Below are 25,341 nucleotides of genomic sequence, written 5' to 3' on the forward strand. Positions count from 1 at the left end.
GCGTCCCGTAGGGAAGGGGCTGACTGCTGCTAGTAAAGGTTTGGGCAAAGCTAACAGCGAGGCAATTTGCCTGTGATTGGAGTAGGGGCAATTCATGAATTGCCTCTACGGTGTTTTGGAGAAATTAGAGCCAATTTTCTATTCAAATTTTTTGTAGATACTCTGGTGGCACATGATCCACTAACCAAACACCATTAGCAGAACAATAAAAGATGTAACCAGCTTGATGCATTGCCGCAGCATATACAGCAAAAACTACTGCTTTTCCATATCTTGCACCAACAGTTTGTGCTGTTACAATATCCTTCGATAAATGGACATGATGGCGTGACCGAATAATTCGTAATTCGTAATTCGTAATTCGTAATTAAAAATTACTAAATTAATTATTAATTAATTCATTCTGGGTACAGAGCCACCTAATTTTAATTATGAAAAAGAAAAAAATGCGTAGCATATTTACTACAAGCCCCAGCCTAAAATGCATGGGGTAATAATTCAATACGGTTCAGTTAAGGATTTTTGGTACTAATTTTAGACCTGTAGAGACGCGAAATTTCGCGTCTTTACCAAGGTTTTTGGGCTTAACTGAACTGTATTGGGTAATAATTACGAATTACGAATTAACAATTACGAATTATTGTGACGGGTAATCGGAAACTTGTTTTTAGCACAAGCAGTAAGTAGTTCATCAACAACAACCCAACCACTGGGAGCAAGTTTTATTCCAATTGCATCCGGTGTATGTCGCAAATATTTGCTGAGATATTTGCTGATTTTGACGAGGCGAGAATCACTCATAAGAGGATGTTTGAAAAGTGTCAGTTTGAGCCTTAAATGCAACTCCGAGAAGCGATCGCAATTCCCATAACCCTCATTATCTCGTTCAACTTCTCGATAGCCAGAGTAGTCAAACATACCTTAGATGACTTTTCAAACATCCTCTAAGATTGTGGTTGGCATAAAACATACTACAAAAATATATTTTTAATGTTACATCACAATTTTCATTGATGGTTTTAGTTTGTGTAAATTGACAGAATTTCTCTGCCTATCATGGCTAATGCTATCCCAACCATGACAATGAGTGTCACCTTTCCACCAGGAACGAGTGGTTGATTTATGCTATCTGAATTTTCTTGTTCTTGACGTTGCTTCCAACTCATTAACGCTGGAATAATTCCACCTAGAACTGAAATACTAAATGTTCCAGTGTAATCTAGGGCAGTAAAAAAGATGCTGGGATTGAGTGTTCCGAGAGTCATTGGAGGGAAAAGAACTAGCGAATAGAGGGGTAGGCGACTAGAAAGTTTGCCCTGTGCAATTAGGAAAATATCTTTGAGCAAATCCAGCAATCCGTACACAAATCCAATGAATGATGTAGCGATCGCAAACTCTGAAAAAATGGATACTAACACTGCTAACCATTCCCCAGCGCCACCTGCTCGGAGAATTTGCAGTGGGTCAAAAACAGTTCTACCATTAGATGTGCCATGTAGCATATCGGGACTTATGCTTCCTAAAATTACGGCATTCCACGCCAAGAACATAATTAGAGGAATCACAGAACCAATAAAGATAGACTGACGAATTTTGCGGGCATCTCCTTCGAGTTGCGTCACAACCAACGGCACAACGTTTTGGAAAAATAGCGCCACAGACATCACTGAAATGGCACTACCAAGGGCACTCCAGTTCTGAAATAACAATTGCGTACTCTGAATGTGTCCTCCTGCTAACAACAATAGTCCCAAAAAGGAAACGATGACAATTCCGACAAAGGCGCTGTTTAATTTCTCAATAAACTTTTCTCGCCCAAGATACATAATGCCACCAAATAACAGCGTGAAAGTCGTTGTACCCACCCACGTAGGCAATATCTGCAAAGCCCAGACTTTTGCTGCGGCAGATCCTAAAATCTCTCCACCTTGGGCGATGTATGCTACCAAGAGAGCATAGTGCATGAATAAATATGCGCCGCCTGCAAGTCGCCCTCCCACCTTACCAAGGATTTTCTCAACAACTGCCAAAAAACCTATACTCGGATGCCCTTCTGTTCGCATTATGTTTAAAGTTACTTCTGCAACCAGTAACCCTGAAACTAAAGCGTAGAGCCAAACAGCAATCAACCCAGATGTGGAGGGCACAATCCCAGACGGTAGGGTAACGGCTGGTAGAGCGAGAATTCCAGCCCCAACGGTGGTTCCCGCAATCAATGCAGTACTTCCCAATACACTACCCGGTTGATGATTCAGCTTTTTTCCATCAAATTCGAGATGAGAAAACAACCGAGTGACTTGCTCTGAATCTTCGGAAAAAGTCTTTATGGGAACCATACTGAATATCTGTACTTAAACCAGAAAGACAATATTAACATGTGTAAATATTCTTGACAAAAATCCTGATGTTCCGGCTTTTTCGGGCAAATTTTCGTGGACAAGAAGCGTATGCGTAGCCCGTCGTAGACATCGCTAGTTCATTATCAACACAACTTTAAGAATATGAATGTTACTTATAGCACTTTATTAATTAAATAGATCACGCACGAAAAAACATTGTCTTTATATACAGATGTAGTTTAAATAAAAGCGGCGATCGTTTCTTTCGGCTACCAGTAGTCATGCAATATACCAGGCAGCGATGGTTTGAACAGGTTTGTCAAAAAATTAAAGACAGAGGAATCCAAAATACCCAAACTCCCACTCCCTAATCTCTGACAGGTGTAAGTTTTATTGTTTGCGATCGCTTCTTTGAGACAATGGCTAAGAGAGCGATCGCCCACATCAACCTCATCATCACAAGTGCGATCGCTCATTGGACACAGTTGCTCAGAGTGCGATCGCCCACATAAACCAATACCCTTGGGTTAGCGCCAAGAACCTTAAACTGCGTAGGTTGGGTTGAGGAACGAAACCCAACATTTTCGGTGTTTTGTTGGGTAACACTAAAGTTCAACCCAAGCGTATTGCCACATCAATCCCATCACCAAAAGTGCGATCGCTCATTGGACACAGTTGCTCAGAGTGCGATCGCCCAAATCAAACCCATCACCAAAAGTGCGACGCCGAATAGCCCGTCGTAGACATCGCCTACACCAACCCCATCACCAAAAGTGCGATCGCTGAATAGCCCGTCGTAGACATCGCTAAGTTTAAGAATATTCTTTCTTTACTTGGTTCTACACAGATGTAGTCATAATATGAGTTAAAGGTGATATTCTCGTGAAAATATGTGTAAGTAATAATGACGTGGGAGGTAGAATTCACAAACGAGTTTGAAATGTGGTGGGTTGAGCTAGACGACAGCACCCAAGTTGCGATCGATACAGTAGTGCGACTACTTGAGGCACGGGGGCCGGAGCTTCCTTTTCCCTACAGTTCAAAAATAAACGGCTCACGTCATTCCCACATGAGAGAATTGAGGGTACAGCACAGAGGAGAACCGTACCGAATACTCTATGCATTTGATCCAAGGAGAGTCGCCATTCTTCTTTTTGGAGGAAACAAAGGAGGAGACGATCGCTGGTATGAGGAGAATGTACCAAAAACGGATACGTTATATGACGAACATTTAGAAGAATTAAAAACACAAGGGTTCCTATGAAGACGAAGCCATTTAAAGAACTTCGTAAAAAAATGACTCCTGAACAACAGGCAGAAAGCGAGATGCAAGCAAACCTTGCATTGCTCAAATTGACACTTTCTGAGCTTCGAGAGTCCCTTGGACATACACAAAGCGATGTCGCAAAGAATATGGGAGTGGTACAATCGGCACTTTCAAAAATTGAGCATCAGGATGATATTCAAATATCCACGCTCTCTCGATACATTAAATCTCTTGGCGGAAGTCTGACAATCATAGCGCGTTTTCCCGATCAAGAGGTTGTGATTTCTCAGTTCGATTGATATTGCCACTCACAATGTCAAAGATTTCCAAAATGCTGAATTGTTATTTCCTAACTTATCAATATTCAAACCTGAAGAACTTATTAGGAGTTAAACAAAAATGGCAACTTTAACTATTCGTTTACCAGACGATAAGCATAATAGATTGAAAGAACTTGCTCAAGCCAAAGGCATCAGTGTCAATAAATTGATTGAAGAACTTTCTACCATAGCTCTAGCAGAATTTGATGCCCATACAAGATTTAAAGCAATGGCTGCAACTGGCAACCCACAAGAAGGCTTAAGAATACTGGCTAAACTTGCTGCTCTGACAGAATAGAGCTTGTAGGGCGATTATGCAAACACTAACCGGAGGCGATCGCCCACATGAGCCCCATTATCAAAAGTGCGTAGAGAACTACGCTTCTTGTCACCAGACATCGCCTACCAACATCCTCTCAGGAGATTAGCTCAATGACATATATCTCCCAAAAAACGCTCACTAAAGAAGATTTTCTCTCCCAATATCAAGATAAACCCCACCATGAATTAGCAGACGGAGAAATAATTGACATGGAACCCACTGGCCCCCACGAAACGGTGAGTGGGAAAGTTGCAACCCAAATTGGTATACACCTTGTTGCAGAACAACTCCCCTGGTTTACTCCTCGCACTTGTTTAATTTATCCCTTCGCGGATGCAGCTACAGTTCGTCGTCCTGACGTTGTGGTTCTTGATGAAACCGTTCTCGACCGTGAACCACTTTGGGAGCCAGAACCCGTAATTACGCTGGGACGCTCAATTAAACTGGTGGTTGAAGTTGTTAGTAGCAACTGGGAAACTGACTATGCTCGCAAAGTAGAAGAGTATGCAATTTTAGGCATTCCCGAATATTGGATTGTAGATTATCGAGGATTGGGTGGAGTCGCATTTATTGGTAAACCGAAACAACCTACTTTCACTGTTTGTCAACTAGTTGAAGACACTTATACTCAAAAACAATATCGATTAAATCAATTAATAAAATCACCGCTTTTTCCCCATATTCAACTTCGCTTAGATGATATTCTTCCTCGTTAAATGTATTAATACGTTGAGGTGCGATCGCGAGTGCGTCGCACTTTGTCAATTGAAAATTTAACTTTTCAATCCAATCCCACAGCAAACAATTTACCAACTTGCGCCAAATCTACATTTCCACCGCTGATGATGACACCAACTCTCGCCTCTGGTGCTGTCACCACACCTTCGAGTAAGGCTGCTGCTGCAAGCACTCCGGTAGGTTCAACGACAATTTTCAGACGTTCCCACAAAAAAAACATGGTGCGAAGAATCGCTTCTTCAGATACCGTCACCATATCATCGACGTAATCCAGCACTAAGGGGAAAGTAATTTTACCAAGGCTAGGAGTTCGCGCACCATCAGCGATGGTATTAGGATTTTTGACAGTTTGCAGGGTTTTGGTGTGAAAAGAGCGGGTAGCATCGTCAGCAAGTGCTGGTTCTACCCCGATTACTTTACAATTGGGTAAAAGTGACTTGGCTGCGATCGCACACCCGGAAAGTAATCCGCCACCGCCACAACAAACTAATAATTTGTCCAATTCACCAACTTCTTGGATTAGTTCTAAAGCAGTTGTCCCCTGTCCGGCGACTACATGGGGATGATCGTAAGGGGGAATGAGTGTCAAAGAGCGATTATCTGCTAAATTTTGGGCTAATTCTTCCCGGTTTGTTTCTTGGCGATTGTATAAAATTATCTCTGCACCATAGCCACGAGTCGCAGTTTGTTTGACAACGGGTGCATCATCAGGCATGACAATGGTGGTGGGAATATTTAGTAATCGTCCAGCTAAAGCGATCGCTTGGGCATGATTTCCCGATGAATAGGTGAGAACGCCTGTTTGTTTTTGTGCTGCCGATAGTTGGGCTAGGGCGTTGTATGCACCTCTAAATTTAAATGCCCCTGTGCGTTGAAAATTTTCGCACTTAAAAAATACTTGGCTATTGGTGCGATCGTTAACGATTCTAGAAGTCAGTACAGGCGTGCGATGGGCAATCCCCAAAATTCGCTCTTGTGCTGCTTGCACATCAGTTATAGTAACAGAATTATGCTGTGGCATTGATGACAATCTTAAATATTCTTGCTCTTGTTTATATAGATACAGATTTTTATATTTGCGCCTAATATCCTTGATTGAAGCATACTCATTTCAGGTGGATAGCATCATTTCTTGTCTGCATAAAAATAGCTACAGCAAACATTATATATATATTGCTGTAGTTAAATTTATAAAACTTAAATTAATTAACTCACCTTCGCCATTTTTCTAGCATGAATAAAACATCTGAAAGTCGGCAAAAAAAAACTGCTCTAATTACAGGAGCGGCGAGTGGAATAGGCTATCAATTAACCCAGATTTTTGCTCGTCATAGTTATAATCTGGTGTTAGTAGATAAGAATGAAAAAAAACTTACTGAAATTATAGATGAATTTCCCGAAAAATTTAGCATTTCTGTCAAAATTTTTGTTAAGGATTTATCTATCCCAACATCCCCAGAAGAAATTTTCACAGAACTACAGCAAGCATCTATTAAGATTGATGTGCTAGTTAATAATGCTGGCTTTGGTACTTATGGAGCATTTAGTGAAACAGACCTCACTATTGAACTGCAAATGCTTCAGGTAAATATGGTCAGTCTGACTCATTTGACTAAGTTATTTCTCAAAGATATGGTCGAGCAAGACTATGGAAAAATATTAAATGTGGCTTCTGCGGCGGCTTTTCAACCAGGGCCTCTAATGGCAGTTTATTTTGCTACTAAAGCCTATGTATTATCATTTTCAGAAGCGATCGCTAATGAATTAGAGGGCACAGGTGTCAGCGTGACTGTTCTTTGTCCAGGGCCAACAGCATCGGAATTTCAACAAACTGCTGCAATGGAAGATTCAAAGATTGCTAACGTTAACAGAATGATGGATACAGAAACCGTTGCTAAGATTGGTTATCGCGCCTTAATGAAAAATAAAACTGTTGTCGTTCCTGGGATGAGAAATAAGCTATTGACTGAAAGCGTCAGATTTACACCCAGAAATTTAGTAACAAAGGTTGTGAGAAGTATGCACGAACTCAAAAAAAATAGGTAGCCTTGCAGCAGGGGGGCATTTTAGAAATTGCTAGTACCGCAAGGCGGAAGTCAAAAGTCACTCATTCAAAAGTCAAAAGATTGATATATGAAGGCTTGTGCCTGTTTGAAATGGTAGGTTTATTTACGCCGCGTTGTACTAGTAGTCTGTCCCATTAATTTTGCTGGGTTGTAGAGACGCGAAATTTCGCGTCTTTACAGGGTTTTGGTAATAAACTATAGTAGGATGTGCGCTGACTATCTCAACAGTTAATATATTTATTAAAGAGAAATTACAGTTGAAGGAAAGAGGTAAGTAATGGCAATTAAATTGAAAGTTACAGATATCAAAGGTGATGAGTGTGCCAATAAAATAACTAAATCTATTCAAACTATGGTAGCTGATGCCAAAGTAGATGTAGACGTTAAGGCAAAAACCGTAGTTGTAGAAGGTGCGGCTTCTGAAGAGACAATTAAACAGATAGTTCAATCTGCTGGTTATACTATCGAGGGCTATTAATCACATTTCTAAATTTCTGAAGAGATTTAGATGAAGTAATTTAGCCAGCACAATTGCTTAGTCATATATTCGCCCGGTTTCCAGGCTGAGTATTATTAATTAAAGCGCGGGTAGTTTACGAAAACCCGATCAAAATCTGTTGATCGGGTTTAGCCGTTTGCAAAAAATCGTCTCAGATTACGTCTATCTTCTTTGATAGTTCTGGTGTGAAAAGAATGTGGCTTTCACCAACGCTATCAAATGCAGGTGTAGACCAGCGAAAGTTTCCTGAAACCGAGCGGTAAATTTATGTTGCGTTTTGCTCAACTGCATTTTGTTTATCACTATACTTCCTAAACAAATAAAGCTAAATCTGCCTTCAAATTGTACTAACTGTGCGCTAAACCCTAATCCTATGTCACTCAAGCCAGAATTTTGAATAACGATTAGCTTAGTCCCTTTTATTGAAGAGGTGTAAAATGGCTGACTATCGAATTTATGCTTCTGATCCCAATGATCCTCTAGCAGTCTTTCAATACGATACTAAGATAACGGGTACAAAGTTCAATAATCGTTTGCAAGGTACTAATTCTAGCGACCTTATCTATGGATATGGGGGAAACGACACGCTTATTGGTGGTAATGGAAATGATATCTTAATAGGCTTATATGCATATAGCGGAACAGACAGAGATGTTTTAACAGGAGGCAGAGGAGTTGATATATATGTGGCTGGCGACGGTGACGGCAACTACTACAACGATCCTGCTGGAGATGCCATAATAACAGACTACAACTCGTCAGAAACTATCGTTATAAATGGTAATAGAGAGTTAAAGTTCGTGGCTAAATCTGTTGCAAATGTTGGAACCTCATCTCCTGATCTGATAATATATGCGGGCAATTTGTCTCAAGTTATTATTCAAGATTTTGGAAGTAGCAACAACCTAAATTTCTTTAAGACAGACTACGAAGGGGAGAACGATCTTGGGGGTGTCTTCCTAGTGTAGATAAACCTCTTTCTCTCTGCACACCTACAGGGTTATATAGGAATCATATTTGATTTCTGAACTTATTTGCGTGGTGCGCGAAGCGCAGCGCAAGCGCGATAGGCAGGGAGTAGGGAATCATTGGTGTCAACTTAACGTATAAGCTAGCATTGGTAAGCTTTCCAGGTTTTACCCTCACCCCCAACCCCTCTCCCAATTTTGGGAGAGGGGAGCAAATTCTCTAGTTCCCCTTCTCCCAACTTGGGAGAAGGGGTTAGGGGATGAGGGCAATTCGTGCTTAGTTACTTATCTACTTTGATAGTTCGGGTGTGAAGAGAATGCGGTTTTCACCAACCCGATCAAATGCAGGTGTAGGCCAGCGATCGACTACTTTGCCCAGAATTGACATTTCTTGAACTAAGCGGTCAAATTTATCAGGGGTGAGAGATTGGGGGCCATCGGATAAAGCTTTTGCTGGATTGGGGTGAACTTCAATCATTAAGGCATCTGTACCAGCGGCGATCGCAGCCATAGCCATCGATGGCACATATTCAGACCGACCAGTACCATGACTAGGATCAATCATAATCGGTAAATGGGTGAGCGATCGCAACACCGGAAGCACCGATAAATCTAAAGTATTCCGGGCATATTTGCCATCAAAGGTTCTGATTCCGCGCTCACACAAAATCACATTGGGATTTCCTGATGCCAAAATATATTCTGCCGCCATCAGCCACTCGTCAATTGTGGCAGACATCCCCCGCTTCAGTAACACGGGTTTATCTTGAGCGCCTACCTTTTTCAACAGCGAAAAGTTGTGCATATTTCGCGCCCCAATTTGGATTATGTCAGCGACTCTCGCCACTGCGGATAAATCGGCAGCATCCATGAGTTCTGTGACGATACCCAAACCAGTAGCTTCCCGCGCTGCTGCTAACAAATCTAAAGCGCTTTCACCATAACCTTGAAAGGCATAAGGTGAAGTGCGGGGTTTGTAAGCTCCACCACGCAGAAATTGCGCTCCTGCTGCCTTCACCCGCTTTGCGGTTTCGACAATCATCGCTTCATTTTCAACGGAACAAGGCCCTGCTACTACTACGATCGGGTGAAGTTCGCCGAAATAGATATCACCGTTAGGTGTAGGTACAACAACCTCGCTGGCTTCTCCATGTCGGAATTCTCGACTTACCCGCTTGAAAGGTTGTTGCACTCGTAATACTTGCTCAATCCAAGGGCTAAACTCTTGAACCTGTAATTTATCGATGCTAGTCGTATCACCAATTAGCCCTAAAACAGCTTTATGAGTGCCAACGCTTTTTTCTACCGTGACTCCCCAAGTCTCACTCACTTCTTGGCTGATGCGAGTAATTTCTTCACCAGGTGTACCGCTCTTAAGTATGATAATCATCTGTTTTTCCTTGTGTATAGTTAGTTTTTGGGTGTAATAAAAGTAGGGTAAGTAAGTTCGTAGTAAGGACTTTAGTCCTTATTTTCTAAGCACTAAAGTGCTTACTACGAACCCTCAAAATTACCTTGGCAATTAGCGCAAAAATTCAGCAAGTTCTTCAAGTTTTGTCCAAGCCGCGCCGCTTTGCAGGATATCTTTAGCAAGGGCAATACCTTTAACACAACCGCCTAAAATATCCGTTTCCCCGTGAATGGCTTCACCAACTTGGAGTGCTAAAGCTGTATTTAAAGCGACTACATCTTGCTGCGCTTGCGTGCCTTTACCTTGCAAAACTGCTTTCAAGATTTCGGCATTTTCTTCGACATCTCCACCGCACAACGCCGCAGTGGGTGCAAAACTCAAACCAAGTTCTTGAGGATTCAGCGTTAGAGAACGGACTTTTTTATCTTGGAGTACAGCTAAGTCAGTGACATCTGCTAAACCAGCTTCATCTAAACGTTCGCGTCCGTGGAGGGCGATCGCTTGCTGACATCCTAATTGGGATAAAGCTTGAACAATCTCCTCTAGTAAAAGCGGGTCATTTACACCAATAATTTGCCCTGTCGGTCGCATAGGATTTACTAGAGGGCCGAGCAAGTTAAAGACAGTCCGCACCTTCAACGTTTTTCGCAAAGTAGCGATCGCTTTAAGTGCAGGATGCCAGCCGGGAGCAAACAAAAAGGTGATTCCGACTTCACCCACTGCGGCTTGCACTTTTTCTGGAATGGCGTTGAGATTTATACCCAAAGCTTCCAACACATCAGCCGAACCAGTCTTGCTAGATGCCGAACGATTGCCATGTTTGGCAACTTTTACCCCGGCGGCGGCAGCGACAAAGGCAACAGCAGTGGAAATATTAAAGGTTGAAGCGCCATCTCCACCAGTTCCGCAGGTGTCAATTAGGGGAGACGCGATTAATCGCGTCTGTATAAGGGGTGGGGATTGAGATTGTAAGACACTGGCCATGCCTACTAATTCTTGGGCGGATACGCCTTTAGCTTGGATTGCGGCTAAAATCGCTCCTGATAGGACATCGGGAATGGCATCTGTGAGCCAACCTTGCATCAAATCCGCAGCTTGGGAAACTGTTAAAGACTGCCGAGCAAACAACTGTTGCAATAAACCTGGCCAGTTGTATAACTCAGAAGTGACGGGGATGTTGTCTAGTGGAGTTTTAGTTACAGCTATCATACTTGTCGTTAGTCATTGATCATTAGTCATTGGTCATTAGTCATTGGTCATTAGTCATTGGTCATTAGTCATTCACGAAGGACAAATGACAAAGGACAAATGACAAGAAAATTAAGGAATCAAGACTTTGGCGACGGTTTGCACGTCCTTGTCACCTCTGCCGGAACAATTGATGACGATGCGGGGGTTGCCTTCTAATTGAGGACAAAGGGTTTCGAGATATGCGATCGCATGAGCAGTTTCTAAGGCTGGAATAATCCCTTCCAATTGCGAAAGCCTTTGAAATGCATCTAGAGCCTGTTTATCGGTAACACTGTAATATTCAGCGCGACCAAGATCCTTTAAATAACTATGCTCAGGCCCAACGCCGGGATAATCTAATCCGGCACTAATTGAATGGGCTTCGATGACTTGACCATCATCATCTTGCAGCAAATAGCTCATTGCACCGTGCAACACACCTATTTTTCCTTTTGTCAAGGTAGCAGCATGTTTTTCTGTATTTACACCTTCACCCGCCGCTTCGACTCCGATTAGGCGCACCGAAGGTTCATGCATAAACTCATTGAATAAGCCGATCGCATTGGAACCTCCACCCACGCAAGCCAGTAGAATATCTGGTAATCCTCCCCATTTATCCTGAGCTTGAGTGCGAGTTTCTACACCAATTATCGCGTGGAAGTCACGGACAATCATTGGGTAGGGATGAGGGCCAGCAACAGAACCCAGGATGTAATGGGTTGTTTCTACATTCGTCACCCAATCTCGAATTGCTTCGGAAGTTGCATCCTTGAGAGTTCCCGTACCTGCCTCCACTGGGCGAACTTCTGCACCCATTAACTTCATGCGGAAGACGTTCAGGGCTTGGCGTTCCATATCGTGGACGCCCATGTAAATTACACATTTCAAACCAAACCTAGCACATACAGTTGCAGTAGCTACACCGTGTTGTCCTGCACCCGTCTCTGCAATCACCCGTTGCTTACCCATGCGTTTAGCTAGCAATACCTGAGCCAAAGCATTATTAATTTTGTGAGCGCCTGTATGATTTAAATCTTCGCGCTTTAAATAAATTTGCGGCCCTGTGCCATCTGGTCGAGCGTAGTTTGTTGTCAAGCGTTCAGCAAAATATAATGGGCTGGGTCGTCCTACATAATCGCGCAGTAGATTTTGCAGTTCTGCTTGGAAACTCGGCTCGTTGCAATATTGATGAAATGCCGCTTCCAATTCAGTTAATGCAGGCATTAAGGTTTCGGGGACGTACTTACCGCCGAATTTTCCAAATCTGCCTAAAGAATCTGGTTGGACAGTTGCAGTCTTAATGTCTTGTATGCTTACCACTGGTTAAAATCCTTTTACGTTCAAATATATTTTTGAGAACTGATATTACAGCCAAGATTTCCTTTGTATTTTCTTTTTGGCGTCCTTGGCGTCTTGGCGGTTCGTTACTCTTTATCGAACCGCCAAGACGCCAAGGACGCAGAGAGAAGAAAGAGCTTTTTTACTTTGCCGAACCAGCTTGTTGCAGGGATGCTGAGGTAATTGCTGCTTTCAGTTCTTGACAAAATTCTTCTACAGCTTGCAATCCTTCTGCTGGGCTATTTTCAGCTAAACGTTTCACAAAGGCACTACCAACAATCACTGCGTCTGCTCCCCATTCCATTACTTGATGGGCCTGTTTTGCTTCTGAGATGCCAAAACCAACGCCGATGGGTTTATCGGTGACGCTTCGCAAATCTTTTAATAAATACTTTACCCGGTCTTGGATTTGAGCGCGGATACCTGTAACGCCTGTAACACTCACCAGGTAGATAAAACCCTGAGATTGATGAGCGATCGCTTCAATTCTATCAAGAGAACTGGTAGGAGCTACGAGTAAAATTACTTCAATTCCGAAAGATGCAGCAGTTTGGATTAATTCTTCTGCTTCTTCTAAGGGTAAGTCTGGCACTACCAAGCCTCGCACGCCAACAGCAGCAATTTTTCCTAAAAATGGTTTAATACCTCGGTGTAAAATGGGATTGTAGTAAGTAAATAGAATTATCGGCGCTTTTAGGTTAGGAATCACCACCTGTAACATTTCTAGCACTTGCTCTAATTTCGTGCCTTTTTGCAAAGCGCGGGTTGCTGCTGCTTGAATAACAGGCCCATCTGCTAGAGGATCGGAGTAGGGAACACCCAACTCGATGAAGTCTGCACCGTTGCGATCTAAGATACGTATTGCCTTGGCAGTGGTTTCTAAGTTAGGATCGCCTGCTGTGATAAAGGGGATTAAAGCACACTGTTGGCGATCGCGTAAAGTTTGAAAGGAAGCTGAGATAGAAGTCATGCTGAAAATTAGTTAATGATTGGTTAATAGTTTTGGGATAATTTAGGGAACTCCAAAAAATAAATTATTCCACATTCAAGTCGTTGACTGTTGACTGTTGACTGTTGACTGTTGACTGTTGGCTGTTGACTGTCAACAATAGCAATGGAATATTTTTTTACTTGGAAGTCCCTTACACTTAGCAATTAGCGATGCCCACGCTAGATTTTTTGTCGTCGAGTCTTTGATACTCGTGAATGAGTCTTTTATCTCCATTAATGAGTCTTTTATCTCCATTAATGAGACTTTTAGCTCCATTAATGAGTCTTTTATCTCCATTAATGAGGCTTTTAGCTCCGTTAATGAGGCTTTTATCTCCATTAATGAGGCTTTTAGCTCCGTTAATGAGGCTTTTAGCTCCGTTAATGAGGCTTTTATCTCCGTTAATGAGGCTTTTATCTCCGTTAGGGAATAAAGAAAGGGTTAAGGGGGAAGGGAAAAGGGAATTTTGCCCTTTAAGTGTCCCCTTTACCCAGATTCCGCAAGAAACTTATTTTTTCAAAATCGACCCAACCGCCTTAGAAAGGCTTGCTTCAATTTTGAAGGAGGGTTAGGGAGAATCAAGTCTTAGCAAACTACGCACAGCTTGTTCTACATCGCTTTGTTTAACTAAAGACTCTCCAATTAAAACCGCACGCGCACCAGCAACAGCTACAAGAGATAAATCAGCAGATGTATACAGTCCAGACTCGCTGACGACGGTGATATCCAAACTTTGTAATTGTTGTTGACGCTGTGCTAAAAGTTGCTGTGTTGTGCCTATATCAAGGGTAAAATCTTCTAGATTGCGATTGTTGATTCCTACTAAACTTAGGTTATCAAGCTTTAGCACTCGATCCAGTTCAGCCAGGGTATGAACTTCTACCAGTGCATTCATGCCTAAATCATGAATTAGTTGCAAAAAAGCCTGAAGTTCTTGATCTGATAAAATGGCAGCAATCAACAAGACTGCATCTGCACCTGCTCTTCGTGCTAAATAAATTTGATAGCGGTCAATGATAAACTCTTTGCACAGTAGGGGTAATGCAACTTGCGATCGCACCCTTCGCAGATTATCAAAACTGCCTTGAAAAAACTTATGATCAGTTAAGACTGATAAACAAGCTGCACCACCTCGTTCATAAGCTTGAGCAACAGCTACTGCATCAAAATCTGCGCGGATAATGCCACGGCTAGGTGATGCCTTTTTTACCTCGGCAATTAAGCTAGGTTGGTTGCGGTTTTCTTGCAAAGCAGTCAAGAAATTTCGCACAGTCGGGGCTGTATTTAACTGTTGTCGCAAGGAGGTTAAAGGCAGTTCTTGCTGCATTTGTGCAACTTCTTGCCTTTTATGCAACACAATTTCTTCGAGAATATGGCGGGAAGTGGCAACTTGATTAGTCATAATCTTTTAGGGGAGTGGGGAGGTTAATAGTTAGGAGTTAGGAGTTAGGAGTTATGAGTTATGAGTTATGAGTTATGAGTTATTAATAGGATTTAGGAACAGGTAACGGAAAATCGAAGCACAAAGGCACAGAGAACACGGAGAAATAAGAGTTTGAGAAGTATTTTGCATAAGTCCTGATTAATTATGAGAGTTTTTGAGTTAAGAATTTCAGTTCTCCAAATTCCATATTCTCAACTTCTAACTCCTAACTCCTAACTCCTAACTCCTAACTCCTAACTCCTAACTCCTAACTCCTAACTCCTAACTCCTAACTCTTAACTAATGATTGCGTATATGCACGCACCACATTTTTTATGATTTCCAGACCGACTTCTCCCGCTAGAGTCATGATTGATTCTGGATGAAACTGAACGGCGGCGATGGGAAGTGTCTGATGTTCAATGCCCATAATTACGTCGTCATCAGAAATCGCGGTTACTTTGAGTTCTTTTGGCAAATGTTGCGGTAGGGCAAACAATGAGTGATATCTACCCACTGGAAAAGATTGTGGTAAATTTTTGAAGGTTATGGAATTAGGATCGGTGACGAAAATCCTTGAGGATTTACCATGTTGGGGATAGTTGAGGACTCCCAATTGTCCATCAAATGCTTCAACGATGCCTTGCAGCCCTAGACAAACTCCGAAAATAGGAATTTTGCGATCAAGAAGGGCACCGACTGTCTGAGGAACCCGAAAATCACTTGGTCTACCAGGGCCAGGAGATAAAACAACTAAGTCAGGGCGTTCTGTATCGAATAGCGATTCTGAGAAACCATGACGGAGTGTCGTAACGCTTGCACCAGTTTGGCGAATGTAATTGGCTAGGGTATGAACAAATGAATCTTCATAGTCTATTAGTAAGATGCGTTTGCCATCTGCCCCGTTTGGAAGGATTTTAGTTAATTTTATGGAACTGGATTCACCAATTTTCTGACTGGTTTGCTTTACACGCCGAATCGTTTCAAATAAAGCAGCAGCTTTGGTAATTGTTTCTTGTTCTTCTGCTTCGGGTATGGAGTCATAAAGGACTGTAGCACCAACTCGTACTTCGGCGATGCAGTCTTTTAACCGGATTGTCCGCAGAATTAATCCAGTATTTAAATTCCCATTGAAATTTAAATAGCCAACTGCTCCACCATACCAACGTCGGGCGCTACGTTCATGCTGTTCAATAAAATCTATTGCGGCTTTTTTGGGTGCGCCGGTGACTGTAACCGCCCATGTATGCGAAAGAAAGGCATCTAAGGCATCAAATTGCGATCGCAGTGTCCCCTCTACATGATCTACTGTATGTATCAGGTGGCTGTATAATTCTATTTGACGACGACCAATCACTTGTACTGAACCAGGTTCGCAGATTCGGGATTTGTCATTGCGATCGACATCAGTACACATGGTTAACTCAGCTTCATCTTTGTGAGAGTTGAGTAACTGACGAATTTGCACGGCATCGTCGAGAGCATCTTGTCCCCGGCTAATAGTGCCACTAATGGGACAGGTTTCAACCCTTCTACCTTCAACCCGCACAAACATTTCTGGAGATGCGCCAATTAGATATTCTCCACCTAGATTAAAAATAAACCCATAAGGGCTAGGATTTATTTCTTTTAAGGTGTTAAATAGTTTGCTGGGTTCATCTTCATAACCCTCGAAAAAGTTTTGACTAGGAACTACTTCAAATAAATCGCCTCGGCGGAAATAATCGAGCGCACCCTCAACTTTTTTGGCATACTCGCCTACTTTATGATCAGCAGTTTGATTTGGGAGAAGATGTTTTCCGCGATAGTCTACAGATTCACCTGTTCGAGGAAGATCATTAGTGCTACCATGCGCTGTTTCAAATTCATATTGTAATCGAAATGCGCGTTGCTGATAGTAGTCAACAACTATCAAATCATCAGGCAGATAAAGAACTAAATCCCGTTGATCTGGAGGACGTTCTAGACGTTGGGTAATTGGTTCAAACTGCAAAACTAAATCATAACCAAATGCACCATACAATCCTAAATGCTCGTCTTCTTGACTCGAAAAAGTGTATAGAATTTCGCGGACAACTGTAAAAGCTGAAGGTTGTTTACTGCGTTCTTCTTCAGCAAATAGTTTTTTTATAGTTTTAACAAAGCCTACAACATTGTTATTATTTAGGGTAACTTTCTCAAGTTGTATTGAATTAGATAAGCGCTCTAAGAGTAATGGTAAAAGTACCCGGCCGCGTTCATTTAACGCTATCAAAGTAAAAGCATTTCCCTGTGTAGTCAATTCCAATGGTGGATTGACAAATCCGATCGCCCATCTTTTGTATCTACCTGGATATTCGTAGCTGCTCCTTAACAAACCTCCACGCTGAGAATTTAAGTGGAATAGAATGTCTTCGAGAGCAATGTCCATCTTCACTTCTGTGATGGAGCGAGAAACAAGTACACCGCCAAGGGTTTTGTAGGAACGGGAATCAAAAATCATAGGAAAATTTTCTGGAAGAGTTATTAGTCAAAAGCTAATCATTATTGATAACTATCTTCAAATTAAAAACAAATCCAGATAATCCGATGTCAATTTAATTCAAACTATCTAAATCTGCGTATTCTTTTAAAAGATGTAATGAAAAACTTTTTTGCTTCTTATTTAAGAATACTAGATATCAAGCAGATAGACATTGAACAATTTTTCGATTAGATGTCAATTTATTCGCTTTTCATCCTGTCTTTCTAATACATTTCCTAACAACCCCATTTAAAAATCTCTGCCTCCCTCAAAAGTAGTAGATCCTCCCACAACCTCCCCTCAAACCTCAGCGTTCCTCTGCGTTTAAAACTTAACCCTAAAACTCCCTCAACAGCGATATTGCCTGCCTATACAGAAACAAATCCACCTCATGAACCTCAACTCCTTTCCCAATCCTTTGTAACAGCATCAAAGTTAACTCTCCCCCCAAATGTTCCCGGAACTCAGTTAAACCCCGAAACAAACAATCAGGATCTTCCATCTGTGATAACTTCTCCACCATTTCTGGCACATACAACGTGAAACCCAACGCCGACAAAGTACTTAATACCCGTTGCCACTGTGAACAATCCAGCAATCCTACCAAATAGGAATAAGTACAATCCAAAGCAATACCGATCGCAACTGCTTCACCATGACGCAAGCGATAATTTGTCAAATGCTCCAGTTTATGAGCCGCCCAATGTCCAAAATCGAGGGGACGAGACGAACCCATTTCAAAAGGATCGCCGCTATTGGCAATATGTTCTAGATGCAATTGGGCGCAACGATAGATAACTTGTTGCATGGTATCCATGTCTCGCCGTGCCAGGGCTGCGCTGTGAGAGTGGATATAATCAAAAAAGCTAGCATCCTTAATCAGCGCCACTTTGATTGCTTCTGCGATTCCAGAACGCCAATCGCGATCGTCTAAGGTTGTCAAAAAGGCAGAATCATTGATAACTGCATAAGGTGGCGCAAATGTGCCGAGAAAGTTCTTTTTACCAAAGGCGTTGATGCCGTTTTTTACGCCAACCCCGGAATCATTTTGTGCTAACACAGTCGTCGGAATCCGAATTAGACGAATACCCCGGTGAGCAGTTGCGGCTGCATATCCTACCAAATCCAACACAGCCCCGCCCCCGATCGCTAACACGTAACAATGGCGACATAATCCGGCTGCTTCAATCTGTTGCTGGATTTGATCTACTAAAGTGCGATCGTTTTTGGCGGCTTCTCCTCCCGAAATTATCATCGGTTCGGCTGCGATCGCTACTATCTCTGCATAAAACTTGGTATACGCTACTAATTGCTTAACCAATTCCGGGTGATGCTGCAATATTCCTGCGTCTACTACTGCTACAACTTTCTTCGGCTTTGTCTCCCCATCTGCTGTAATCACTTGGGCTAAGGTGGGGTTTTTCAACTCAAATAAGTTTTGGGTAAAGTAAACCTCATAGTTGAAAGTAACCGAAACACGTTGATGAATTGGTTGCAGATTGAATTTACTTTTTTGCTTAATGTCAACTACCATGTTTTTACTTATATATCTATAAATGCGGCACGATTCAAAGCTTTAAGAAACATTTCTACCGAGTGAGAACCATTGATCTTGACTTTATTATTGATTATGAAGAATGGTACACTCTTGATGCCATTTGGGCAAGTAAATATTGATTCAGCCACAAAGGCTTTAATCGCAGCATCATCACTCAATTGTAGCCGTAATTCGCTAGAATCCATTTGGTAAGTTCTACCTATGGCAATCAGAACTTCAATATCTCCGATATTCAAACCGTCTTCAAAGTAAGCTTTATAAATGGCTTCTACTACATCGTTTTTTACCTTTGCTGGTGCAAGTGCAATCAGTCGGTGCGAAAGTTTAGTATTGACAGCTAAACGGATTTTGTCAAAATTTAGCTTGACACCAGCCGCCTCACCTGCATATTGCGTAGAATCAAACAAATGTTGTAGACTATGAGATTTTATGCCTTTTCTATTCCGCATAAAGCTGCGAAGTTCGTACCCGTCAGCAGGAACGGTATTGTCGAGAATAAAGGGATGCCACCGGATATCTACTTCTTTTTCTGGCCATTGTGCCAGTGCATCAAACAGATGCTTTTTCCCTATTCTACACCAGGGGCAAACGGGATCGTGAAATATGTCTATCAGCATAGTTTTTATCCTTCAAATGCTCATATTTGTGTGCATCTGGGGTTTAAAATCTCGTTGGCGAGGCGTTGTATTTAAGGGCTGGATAAAAGTGTTGATTTTTTCTTCAAAAAATATTTGAGTATTTTCAAATTCTTGAATTAATGCGTCTCTATCTTTCGTTGCTACTAGTTTCGCTAAACGGCTGTAAGTATCAGCCAAAAAGCTAATTGCATTACATCTTTCTTCTGTAGCTAGCATAATATCAACACATAAATTAGGATTTTGAGAAAACAAACGTTTAACAATGTCAATTTCTTGACGATAGTTAGGTGTTGACATTGTTAAGCTCTGCTCTATATCCACTTTTACTTGTGCTAAGAAAACACCAAGACTAAATCTACAAAAATGCTGCGTTGCTTGAACGATCACCATCATTTGATCGTGTTCTTCAGGTGTGCAAACAATTAATTCTCCACCTTGACTTTTGAGAAAGTCTAATAACCACTGAAATGAATCATCGTTTCGACCTGGACATATTACCACTTTTTGTCCCAAAAACGATTTGATATTTGGCCCAAACATTGGATGTAAACCCATGACTGGGCCGGAATGATGTTCGAGCATCGCCTGAGTTGGCTGAGTTTTTACACTCGTGATGTCACACAAAGCTGTATTGTAGCTCAGGTATTTCGCCGCTCGTTTGATAACATCAACTGTATATTCAATGGGAACACTTACTAATACTAATTCTGCCTGAGTTAACAGTTTATCGGCGTATTCCCAATCTTCATGTTCGAGAATGCTAACATTGTGACCTACTAGGGAAAGCTGCTCTTTAAATAATTTTCCCATCCTGCCGCGTCCACCGATGATGGTAATTTGTCGGGGACTGACATGATTTGTTGCAGATTTAGAAATCAGATTGTTATTTGTCATTTGTCATTTGTCATTAGTCTTTGTGATACCACGCGTACAATGGGCGAGGTATGTACTAAAAAGTCTTGATCAACAAGTGATTTCTTAGAATTAAATTCGGGTAAGATATCGAAAGTGGTTGCTTTTTTGGCGATCGCATCATAAAATAACTCTTCATACCGATCTAGCGCTTGCTCAAAGGAATAGTTTTCTACTGCAAATTTTCTTCCTTTGCGCCCTAATTGTGCTGCTAATTCTGGCTGATTATATAAATCTAATACTGCACTTGCTAAAGCATCTGCTGACTCTGGCTCAACGATAACGCCGCCACCACTTTCTTTGATGGCTTTGGCAGCAGTCCCAGTTGCGGGAACTGAACCGACAATTGGGCGGCCACTGGCTAACAGCAATGGTATTTTAGAAGGCATATTGAAGGAAATCACATTGCTCTTTTGCACAATCAAGCCGACATCTGCGGCTGCTAACATTTGCGGGAGTTTTTCTCGCGGTTGCAGTGGTAGCAGCAAAACGTTATCTGCACCACAAGCAAGACAATGTTTTTGTAACCTTTCGAGAGCTTGAGATTCACCTGCGATCGCAAAGACAATATCATTAATATGACGCAATCGAGATGCTGCTTCGATTACTGTCTCTAAACCTTGTGTCAGAGCAATATTACCTGAATAAAGTACTACAAATTTATCATCGAGTTGATGGGTAGCTCTCCAAGAGTTATTCTCTTTCGGTAAAGGGCGGATAAAATTTAGATTCACCCAATTGGGAATGCAGGCAATTTTATTAGCGGGTACACCTTTATTTATTAAATTATCTACAAAGCCATCGGCAATTACGCTAATGGTATGTGCAGTTCGGTAGGCAAATTTTTCTAAAGCTTCCAGAGCTTGAATCATCAACTTATTTTTAATTAGCCCAACACGCACAGCAGCTTCCGGGAGGATATCTTGCACGTTCAGCACTACTGGGCAATTGTATAGCCAAGCTATTAAGGTTGCAGGTAAGCAAACTAGTAGCGGCGGTACTGTTAAAAGAATTACATCAGGTCGTTCGCCCTTGAGGGCTTGTGGCAAACTCGTAAAAACAAAGCTCAACTCTAGCAGTAGTCTGTCTACAAGGTTAGGTTTAGACTTAATTCGTAAGTAACTACGCTGAATTTTGACACCATTTTTATGTTCAGTAACGTATAGCTTACCTTGATAGCGATCGTAAATCTGACGCTGAGGATAGTTAGGCATACCTGTGATTACTCGCACTTGATGCCCTCGCTTTACCAGCCCTTCTGCTAGTTCAGTCATTAAAGGTGCAATACCAATTGGCTCTGGATGATAATTGTATGAATAAATCAGAATTTGCATGAACTCTTAATGTCCTAAAAGCACCTTAATAATGTTGTCTTTATTTAGTGTTATCCAGTTTTTATCTCCCTTATTCCAGATTTAATGACCTGAAATTTTCGTAGGGCGTGTTACCAAGGGCATAACGCACCTCACGAAACAGAAGTTTTATATTTTGTTTAATCCACTTTAGCCTCTGAACTCGGAACTTCGACCTCTGAACTCGGAACTTCAGCCTCTGAACTCGGAACTTCAGCCTCTGAACTCGGAACTTCAGCCTCTGAACTCGGAACTTCAGCCTTTGAACTCGGAACTTCAGCCTTTGAACTCGGAACTTCAGCCTTTGAACTCGGAACTTCAGCCTCTGAACTCGGAACTTCAGCCTCTGAACTCGGAACTTCAGCCTCTGAACTCGGAACTTCAGCCTCTGAACTCGGAACATCGACCTCTGAACTCGGAACTTCAGCCTCTGAACTCGGATTCGGTCACTTTACAGCTGACTTTTCACGGTATCTGGAAAACCTCACTTCTATTTCTCTCTCCTAAGAGGAGAGAGACTTTGAGTTTTCACCCTTAGAGCGACGAGTTGGGGGTTAGGTGAATCGTTAGCTTTTCCACATCACATGAAAAGTCAGACTTTACAGCTACTCAAGCATGAGAACTCAGGACTGTTTTTGCAACGTCTTCTCTAAACTGAAGACTGGCTTTTGTTGTCCACGTTTCCGCAATGTGATGGTAGCAGCCCCAAGTCCAAGCAATGCTAAACTCAGTGCTGAACTTGGCTCCGGTACTTGCTTTCTGCCTTCTACGTTTAGCACTTGGACGCGACCTTGGAAGAAATCGCCCACATAAAGCTTGTCATCTTTGAGGGTTGTGCCACCCGTCCAGTTAAATCTGCCGGGAGTGAGGTCGAGGGGGTTGCCAAAAGGAGGGCCAGTGAATGCTGGAGGTGGTACAGGATTACCCGATGCATCTAGGGCTGGTTCACCGAAGGAAGTCAAGAAGTTACCGTTTTTATCAAACACCTGAACGCGGCTGTTGATAGAATCAGCTACATAAACATTCTCTTGGTCGTCCACTTCGATGCCAATTGGCTGAAGAAGCTGTCCAGGTTCGCTACCTGCTGAACCAAATGCCAACAGAGGGCTACCAGTTGGATCGAGTACTTGAACGCGGTTGTTATACTGGTCAGCTACAAAGATATTTCCACTAACTGGGGAAATTCTTACACCTGCTACACCTTGGAATTCCCCAGGTGCAGAGCCTCTGGTACCACCAATGACACCAAGTTGCTGTCCGTCTGATGTATATTTAAGAATCCTTTCGCCGTTAAAATCACCAACGTAGACGTTGCCATCCTTGTCAAATGTCAAACCAGATGGCCCAAAGAACAATCTATCTTCTACCAGAGGGGTAAATTCTCCATTTGCAAAGGATCTAATAAAGTTCCCCTGAGAATCAAATTGATTGATGCGGTTGTTGTAAACATCACCTGAATACAGATCCCCTGTTACGGGATTAAAGTCTACAGTTGTTGGTTCGTCAAACTGTCCGGGCCCTGTGCCACCGGAGCCAATTGCTCCAATATACTGACCGCTAGGATTAAATATTTCAATTTTGTTACCAAGGTTATAGTTAGGAGTACCATCCGCCGGGTTAATACCGCGTCCGTTAGCTATGAGGGTATTCCCTTGGCTATCCACCGCTATCCCTTGGGGAACAAACAGTTGCCCAGGCCCGAAACCAGGTTCGCCGATACTTCTGTCGAAAGTTAATGTTACAGCCTTGGCTTGGGCTACTGTTGCCAACACCATGAATCCAGTACCGAGAATGCCGATTGAGAAATTTTTGACTAATCCCATGAGTTTGAAGTCCTGGTTGTATGAGTGTATACTCTTTCCTAGACTAATATTTGTTCCCAGCCCTAGTTCGGGAACCCTAATATTTGGGCTGCTGCCTCTTGTTTGAAATGCAACTTTCTGTGTGAGGCAGCAGCCTATTTTCTAACCATTACCTGACACCAGGGAATGAGGAATTAGACTATCTCTGCTTTGGGTAACAATTCACCCAACTTGTCTTGGCGTTTGCGCTTGGCGATCGCACCAGTTGCGCCTACACTAGCAAGTGCTAATAAGCCAAGTATTGAAGTAGGTTCGGGGACTTTTTCGGCAACGATACCATCCACCCGAACAACCGACCCTAGTTCTGGCCCAACACCGCGTTTGGTGATGTATATTTGCCCATCAGGGCCAATATCGATTCCAGCAGACGATTCCAACCCTTCACCGGCAGCAACCAGGATTGTGCGAGTTAGATCGGGAGCAACTTTAATCAGAGAACCGGGAAGGAACCGCAAGTCACCCTTCAACTGAGACTCGTCGCCGAACTGTAACACCAGCAAATTGCCTTGATCATCAAAGGTTAAGTCAGTGATTTGCGTAAAACCATCCAGAAAAACCTCTGGGTTGCCATCTTCGCCGATGCGGAAGATCCGCGATTCATTTTCTGGATATGGAAAACCTGAATATTCGGCAACGTACAAGGCTCCATCTGGCCCAATTGTGCCACCTGTAGGTACTGCTTGAATTGCGATGTTTCCTCCTGGAAGTATTTCTATTAAGCCTGGAGGCAGTTCTTGTCCTGGTGGTAAAGGTGGCAATGTTGAAGCACTAAGGACTTTCTTGGGAATTGCGATCGCCTCAGACTCACTTCCGTCAAGTTTGATTTTGTAAGCGGCGTTTCCACCTCCGTCAACGACATAAGCAGTATCACCACTAACGGTCAAATCAAAGGGATTGGTAACTACATCCCCACCGTCTGGGTTATTAGTAATTTCATACTTGCCGAAGTCGAAAATACTTTCCAGTTCTCCGGTGTTCAAGTCAGCTTTAAAAAGTTGTGCTAAAAGCGGGGTATTCAGTACTTTATCCGGTGTAGATGGCGGGAAAGTAACAAGTTGCTGCTCTGGGATCGGGAAATTAGCACCAAGGTTAAGTGATTCTAGATCACGATTTCCTGGATAACCAGCAAACCCAGTTAGAAGATAAGCATTCCCCTGAGAGTCGAATTGTATGTCTTGAATACCAGCGCCTTGGTTGCCACTGGGTTGTTCTGCTATAGATTCAAAGTTATTGAATAGACGCTGTGTGGTGCCATCTGATGCAACTTTGACCAGCGAACCACTATTACCAGCACAGATAGGCTGAAACAGTGTACTCGGAGATGGTTGGCAATTTCCGTTTCCTCCGATACCTGGCTCTGCTACGTAGAGACTGCCGTCAGGGCCAAAGCTAACAGCCCGTGCATTACTGACTCCATCAACAATTGTCGTTAGTGTTGCAGCTTGTACAGATGGCGTTCCACAAATAGCAGCAAAACAAAATGTAACAGATGTAAGAGCAAATGATCTGAGTTTCATACCTTTAGAGATTGAGATTTAAATAAGTGGAAACTTTTATGGTTTTAAAGACAAGTAATCCCAGTTTTTGAGGAACGCAGGATTGGT

Annotated in this window: 27 protein-coding genes and 1 pseudogene; 9 read left to right on the forward strand and 19 right to left on the reverse strand. The window is 42.4% G+C overall.

Annotated elements, in window-relative coordinates:
- Positions 1-142: 142 nt before the first annotated feature.
- The 5 genes and pseudogenes from D1367_RS27710 to D1367_RS31390 form a co-directional block, all read right to left on the reverse strand.
- Positions 143-331: pseudogene (locus tag D1367_RS27710) on the reverse strand (RNA 2'-phosphotransferase); the annotation flags it as partial.
- 299 nt (positions 332-630) lie between these two features.
- Complete coding sequence (locus D1367_RS33395; protein WP_410477553.1) at positions 631-918, reverse strand: RNA 2'-phosphotransferase; 288 nt, start codon at positions 916-918, stop codon at positions 631-633.
- A gap of 101 nt (positions 919-1,019) precedes the next feature.
- Positions 1,020-2,336: an amino acid permease gene (locus D1367_RS27720; RefSeq protein WP_118170068.1), complete on the reverse strand. Its 1,317-nt coding sequence runs from the start codon at positions 2,334-2,336 to the stop codon at positions 1,020-1,022.
- Between the two features lie 272 nt (positions 2,337-2,608).
- Positions 2,609-2,815: a hypothetical protein gene (locus tag D1367_RS27725; RefSeq protein ID WP_118170070.1), complete on the reverse strand. Its 207-nt coding sequence runs from the start codon at positions 2,813-2,815 to the stop codon at positions 2,609-2,611.
- Between the two features lie 274 nt (positions 2,816-3,089).
- Positions 3,090-3,266 (reverse strand): hypothetical protein, encoded by a 177-nt coding sequence (locus tag D1367_RS31390; protein WP_181984987.1) that lies wholly within the window; start codon positions 3,264-3,266, stop codon positions 3,090-3,092.
- On the opposite strand from D1367_RS31390, the gene D1367_RS27730 reads away from it, so the two are divergent.
- The 4 genes from D1367_RS27730 to D1367_RS27745 all read left to right on the forward strand — a co-directional run bounded on the left by D1367_RS27730 (position 3,244) and on the right by D1367_RS27745 (position 4,964).
- On the forward strand, positions 3,244-3,603 hold the full coding sequence (locus D1367_RS27730; protein WP_118170072.1) for a type II toxin-antitoxin system RelE/ParE family toxin: 360 nt from the start codon (positions 3,244-3,246) through the stop codon (positions 3,601-3,603). The two genes, D1367_RS31390 and D1367_RS27730, sit on opposite strands and share 23 nt — an antisense overlap.
- Complete coding sequence (locus tag D1367_RS27735; protein ID WP_118170075.1) at positions 3,600-3,905, forward strand: helix-turn-helix domain-containing protein; 306 nt, start codon at positions 3,600-3,602, stop codon at positions 3,903-3,905. Before D1367_RS27730 ends, D1367_RS27735 begins: the two co-directional genes overlap by 4 nt.
- A gap of 100 nt (positions 3,906-4,005) precedes the next feature.
- Positions 4,006-4,224 (forward strand): toxin-antitoxin system HicB family antitoxin, encoded by a 219-nt coding sequence (locus D1367_RS27740; protein WP_118170078.1) that lies wholly within the window; start codon positions 4,006-4,008, stop codon positions 4,222-4,224.
- A 134-nt stretch (positions 4,225-4,358) separates the two neighbouring features.
- A complete protein-coding gene (locus D1367_RS27745; RefSeq protein WP_118170080.1) occupies positions 4,359-4,964 on the forward strand; it encodes a Uma2 family endonuclease in 606 nt (201 codons plus the stop codon).
- A 65-nt stretch (positions 4,965-5,029) separates the two neighbouring features.
- Here D1367_RS27745 and D1367_RS27750 read toward each other — a convergent pair whose 3' ends face one another.
- Positions 5,030-6,007, reverse strand: coding sequence for a threo-3-hydroxy-L-aspartate ammonia-lyase (locus D1367_RS27750; RefSeq protein WP_118170082.1), 978 nt, complete (start codon positions 6,005-6,007; stop codon positions 5,030-5,032).
- Positions 6,008-6,219: 212 nt separating this feature from the next.
- Here D1367_RS27750 and D1367_RS27755 point away from each other — a divergent pair, with 212 nt between their 5' ends.
- The 3 genes from D1367_RS27755 to D1367_RS27765 all read left to right on the forward strand — a co-directional run bounded on the left by D1367_RS27755 (position 6,220) and on the right by D1367_RS27765 (position 8,519).
- Positions 6,220-7,032 carry an SDR family NAD(P)-dependent oxidoreductase gene (locus D1367_RS27755; protein WP_118170084.1) on the forward strand — a complete coding sequence of 271 codons (813 nt, stop codon included), beginning with the start codon at positions 6,220-6,222 and terminating at the stop codon, positions 7,030-7,032.
- Between the two features lie 297 nt (positions 7,033-7,329).
- Complete coding sequence (locus tag D1367_RS27760; RefSeq protein ID WP_118170087.1) at positions 7,330-7,530, forward strand: heavy-metal-associated domain-containing protein; 201 nt, start codon at positions 7,330-7,332, stop codon at positions 7,528-7,530.
- A gap of 458 nt (positions 7,531-7,988) precedes the next feature.
- The gene (locus D1367_RS27765; protein WP_118170090.1) at positions 7,989-8,519 is read left to right on the forward strand and encodes a calcium-binding protein; all 531 of its coding nucleotides are present in this window, start codon (positions 7,989-7,991) and stop codon (positions 8,517-8,519) included.
- Positions 8,520-8,808: 289 nt separating this feature from the next.
- On the opposite strand, the gene aroF is transcribed toward D1367_RS27765, so the two are convergent.
- From aroF to D1367_RS31920, 5 genes are all read right to left on the reverse strand, one after another.
- Positions 8,809-9,909 carry a 3-deoxy-7-phosphoheptulonate synthase gene (aroF, locus tag D1367_RS27770; RefSeq protein WP_118170092.1) on the reverse strand — a complete coding sequence of 367 codons (1,101 nt, stop codon included), beginning with the start codon at positions 9,907-9,909 and terminating at the stop codon, positions 8,809-8,811.
- 132 nt (positions 9,910-10,041) lie between these two features.
- On the reverse strand, positions 10,042-11,139 hold the full coding sequence (gene trpD, locus D1367_RS27775; protein WP_118170094.1) for an anthranilate phosphoribosyltransferase: 1,098 nt from the start codon (positions 11,137-11,139) through the stop codon (positions 10,042-10,044).
- Between the two features lie 111 nt (positions 11,140-11,250).
- The gene (trpB, locus tag D1367_RS27780) at positions 11,251-12,480 is read right to left on the reverse strand and encodes a tryptophan synthase subunit beta (RefSeq protein ID WP_118170096.1); all 1,230 of its coding nucleotides are present in this window, start codon (positions 12,478-12,480) and stop codon (positions 11,251-11,253) included.
- Between the two features lie 160 nt (positions 12,481-12,640).
- Positions 12,641-13,468 (reverse strand): tryptophan synthase subunit alpha, encoded by an 828-nt coding sequence (trpA, locus tag D1367_RS27785; protein ID WP_118170099.1) that lies wholly within the window; start codon positions 13,466-13,468, stop codon positions 12,641-12,643.
- Positions 13,469-13,491: 23 nt separating this feature from the next.
- Complete coding sequence (locus tag D1367_RS31920) at positions 13,492-13,653, reverse strand: hypothetical protein (protein ID WP_220450985.1); 162 nt, start codon at positions 13,651-13,653, stop codon at positions 13,492-13,494.
- A 51-nt stretch (positions 13,654-13,704) separates the two neighbouring features.
- Here D1367_RS31920 and D1367_RS31395 point away from each other — a divergent pair, with 51 nt between their 5' ends.
- Positions 13,705-14,061: a hypothetical protein gene (locus D1367_RS31395; RefSeq protein ID WP_181984988.1), complete on the forward strand. Its 357-nt coding sequence runs from the start codon at positions 13,705-13,707 to the stop codon at positions 14,059-14,061.
- On the opposite strand, the gene trpC is transcribed toward D1367_RS31395, so the two are convergent.
- From trpC to D1367_RS27825, 6 genes are all read right to left on the reverse strand, one after another.
- The gene (trpC, locus tag D1367_RS27800) at positions 14,058-14,891 is read right to left on the reverse strand and encodes an indole-3-glycerol phosphate synthase TrpC (RefSeq protein ID WP_118170103.1); all 834 of its coding nucleotides are present in this window, start codon (positions 14,889-14,891) and stop codon (positions 14,058-14,060) included. The genes D1367_RS31395 and trpC overlap by 4 nt on opposite strands.
- 310 nt (positions 14,892-15,201) lie before the next feature.
- A complete protein-coding gene (locus tag D1367_RS27805) occupies positions 15,202-17,394 on the reverse strand; it encodes an anthranilate synthase (RefSeq protein WP_118170106.1) in 2,193 nt (730 codons plus the stop codon).
- Between the two features lie 358 nt (positions 17,395-17,752).
- A complete protein-coding gene (locus D1367_RS27810) occupies positions 17,753-18,949 on the reverse strand; it encodes a 3-dehydroquinate synthase (protein WP_118170108.1) in 1,197 nt (398 codons plus the stop codon).
- Positions 18,950-18,957: 8 nt separating this feature from the next.
- Positions 18,958-19,590: a DsbA family oxidoreductase gene (locus D1367_RS27815; protein WP_118170111.1), complete on the reverse strand. Its 633-nt coding sequence runs from the start codon at positions 19,588-19,590 to the stop codon at positions 18,958-18,960.
- Positions 19,591-19,602: 12 nt separating this feature from the next.
- Positions 19,603-20,505, reverse strand: coding sequence for a bifunctional chorismate mutase/prephenate dehydrogenase (gene tyrA, locus D1367_RS27820; protein ID WP_118170113.1), 903 nt, complete (start codon positions 20,503-20,505; stop codon positions 19,603-19,605).
- Entirely contained in the window at positions 20,502-21,857 is a 1,356-nt protein-coding gene (locus tag D1367_RS27825) for a glycosyltransferase family 4 protein (RefSeq protein ID WP_228674720.1), read from the reverse strand. Before D1367_RS27825 ends, tyrA begins: the two co-directional genes overlap by 4 nt.
- A gap of 280 nt (positions 21,858-22,137) precedes the next feature.
- Between D1367_RS27825 and D1367_RS31400 the strand changes: the two genes are divergently transcribed.
- On the forward strand, positions 22,138-22,413 hold the full coding sequence (locus D1367_RS31400; protein ID WP_181984989.1) for a hypothetical protein: 276 nt from the start codon (positions 22,138-22,140) through the stop codon (positions 22,411-22,413).
- A gap of 85 nt (positions 22,414-22,498) precedes the next feature.
- On the opposite strand, the gene scyF is transcribed toward D1367_RS31400, so the two are convergent.
- Both scyF and D1367_RS27840 read right to left on the reverse strand, forming a co-directional pair.
- Positions 22,499-23,698 (reverse strand): scytonemin biosynthesis PEP-CTERM protein ScyF, encoded by a 1,200-nt coding sequence (gene scyF, locus D1367_RS27835; RefSeq protein ID WP_118170115.1) that lies wholly within the window; start codon positions 23,696-23,698, stop codon positions 22,499-22,501.
- Positions 23,699-23,871: 173 nt separating this feature from the next.
- A complete protein-coding gene (locus D1367_RS27840; protein ID WP_118170117.1) occupies positions 23,872-25,254 on the reverse strand; it encodes a ScyD/ScyE family protein in 1,383 nt (460 codons plus the stop codon).
- Positions 25,255-25,341 lie beyond the last annotated feature (87 nt).

Origin of the sequence: Nostoc sphaeroides (assembly GCF_003443655.1) — a bacterium.
GTDB lineage: Bacteria > Cyanobacteriota > Cyanobacteriia > Cyanobacteriales > Nostocaceae > Nostoc > Nostoc sphaeroides.

Excerpts from the sequence above, each read along its gene's own strand:
- D1367_RS27810 (WP_118170108.1), bottom strand. The coding sequence starts at position 18,949 with ATGGTAGTTGACATTAAGCAAAAAAGTAAATTCAATCTGCAACCAATT.
- trpA (WP_118170099.1), bottom strand. The coding sequence starts at position 13,468 with ATGACTTCTATCTCAGCTTCCTTTCAAACTTTACGCGATCGCCAACAG.
- trpC (WP_118170103.1), bottom strand. The coding sequence starts at position 14,891 with ATGACTAATCAAGTTGCCACTTCCCGCCATATTCTCGAAGAAATTGTG.
- D1367_RS27765 (WP_118170090.1), top strand. The coding sequence starts at position 7,989 with ATGGCTGACTATCGAATTTATGCTTCTGATCCCAATGATCCTCTAGCA.
- D1367_RS27735 (WP_118170075.1), top strand. The coding sequence starts at position 3,600 with ATGAAGACGAAGCCATTTAAAGAACTTCGTAAAAAAATGACTCCTGAA.
- D1367_RS27745 (WP_118170080.1), top strand. The coding sequence starts at position 4,359 with ATGACATATATCTCCCAAAAAACGCTCACTAAAGAAGATTTTCTCTCC.
- aroF (WP_118170092.1), bottom strand. The coding sequence starts at position 9,909 with ATGATTATCATACTTAAGAGCGGTACACCTGGTGAAGAAATTACTCGC.
- scyF (WP_118170115.1), bottom strand. The coding sequence starts at position 23,698 with ATGGGATTAGTCAAAAATTTCTCAATCGGCATTCTCGGTACTGGATTC.
- D1367_RS27825 (WP_228674720.1), bottom strand. The coding sequence starts at position 21,857 with ATGCAAATTCTGATTTATTCATACAATTATCATCCAGAGCCAATTGGT.
- D1367_RS27805 (WP_118170106.1), bottom strand. The coding sequence starts at position 17,394 with ATGATTTTTGATTCCCGTTCCTACAAAACCCTTGGCGGTGTACTTGTT.
- D1367_RS27760 (WP_118170087.1), top strand. The coding sequence starts at position 7,330 with ATGGCAATTAAATTGAAAGTTACAGATATCAAAGGTGATGAGTGTGCC.
- D1367_RS31395 (WP_181984988.1), top strand. The coding sequence starts at position 13,705 with ATGAGTCTTTTATCTCCATTAATGAGTCTTTTATCTCCATTAATGAGA.
- D1367_RS33395 (WP_410477553.1), bottom strand. The coding sequence starts at position 918 with ATGTTTGACTACTCTGGCTATCGAGAAGTTGAACGAGATAATGAGGGT.
- D1367_RS27815 (WP_118170111.1), bottom strand. The coding sequence starts at position 19,590 with ATGCTGATAGACATATTTCACGATCCCGTTTGCCCCTGGTGTAGAATA.
- D1367_RS27840 (WP_118170117.1), bottom strand. The coding sequence starts at position 25,254 with ATGAAACTCAGATCATTTGCTCTTACATCTGTTACATTTTGTTTTGCT.
- D1367_RS27740 (WP_118170078.1), top strand. The coding sequence starts at position 4,006 with ATGGCAACTTTAACTATTCGTTTACCAGACGATAAGCATAATAGATTG.
- tyrA (WP_118170113.1), bottom strand. The coding sequence starts at position 20,505 with ATGACAAATAACAATCTGATTTCTAAATCTGCAACAAATCATGTCAGT.
- D1367_RS27720 (WP_118170068.1), bottom strand. The coding sequence starts at position 2,336 with ATGGTTCCCATAAAGACTTTTTCCGAAGATTCAGAGCAAGTCACTCGG.
- D1367_RS27730 (WP_118170072.1), top strand. The coding sequence starts at position 3,244 with ATGACGTGGGAGGTAGAATTCACAAACGAGTTTGAAATGTGGTGGGTT.
- D1367_RS27755 (WP_118170084.1), top strand. The coding sequence starts at position 6,220 with ATGAATAAAACATCTGAAAGTCGGCAAAAAAAAACTGCTCTAATTACA.
- trpD (WP_118170094.1), bottom strand. The coding sequence starts at position 11,139 with ATGATAGCTGTAACTAAAACTCCACTAGACAACATCCCCGTCACTTCT.
- D1367_RS27750 (WP_118170082.1), bottom strand. The coding sequence starts at position 6,007 with ATGCCACAGCATAATTCTGTTACTATAACTGATGTGCAAGCAGCACAA.
- D1367_RS27725 (WP_118170070.1), bottom strand. The coding sequence starts at position 2,815 with ATGAGCGATCGCACTTGTGATGATGAGGTTGATGTGGGCGATCGCTCT.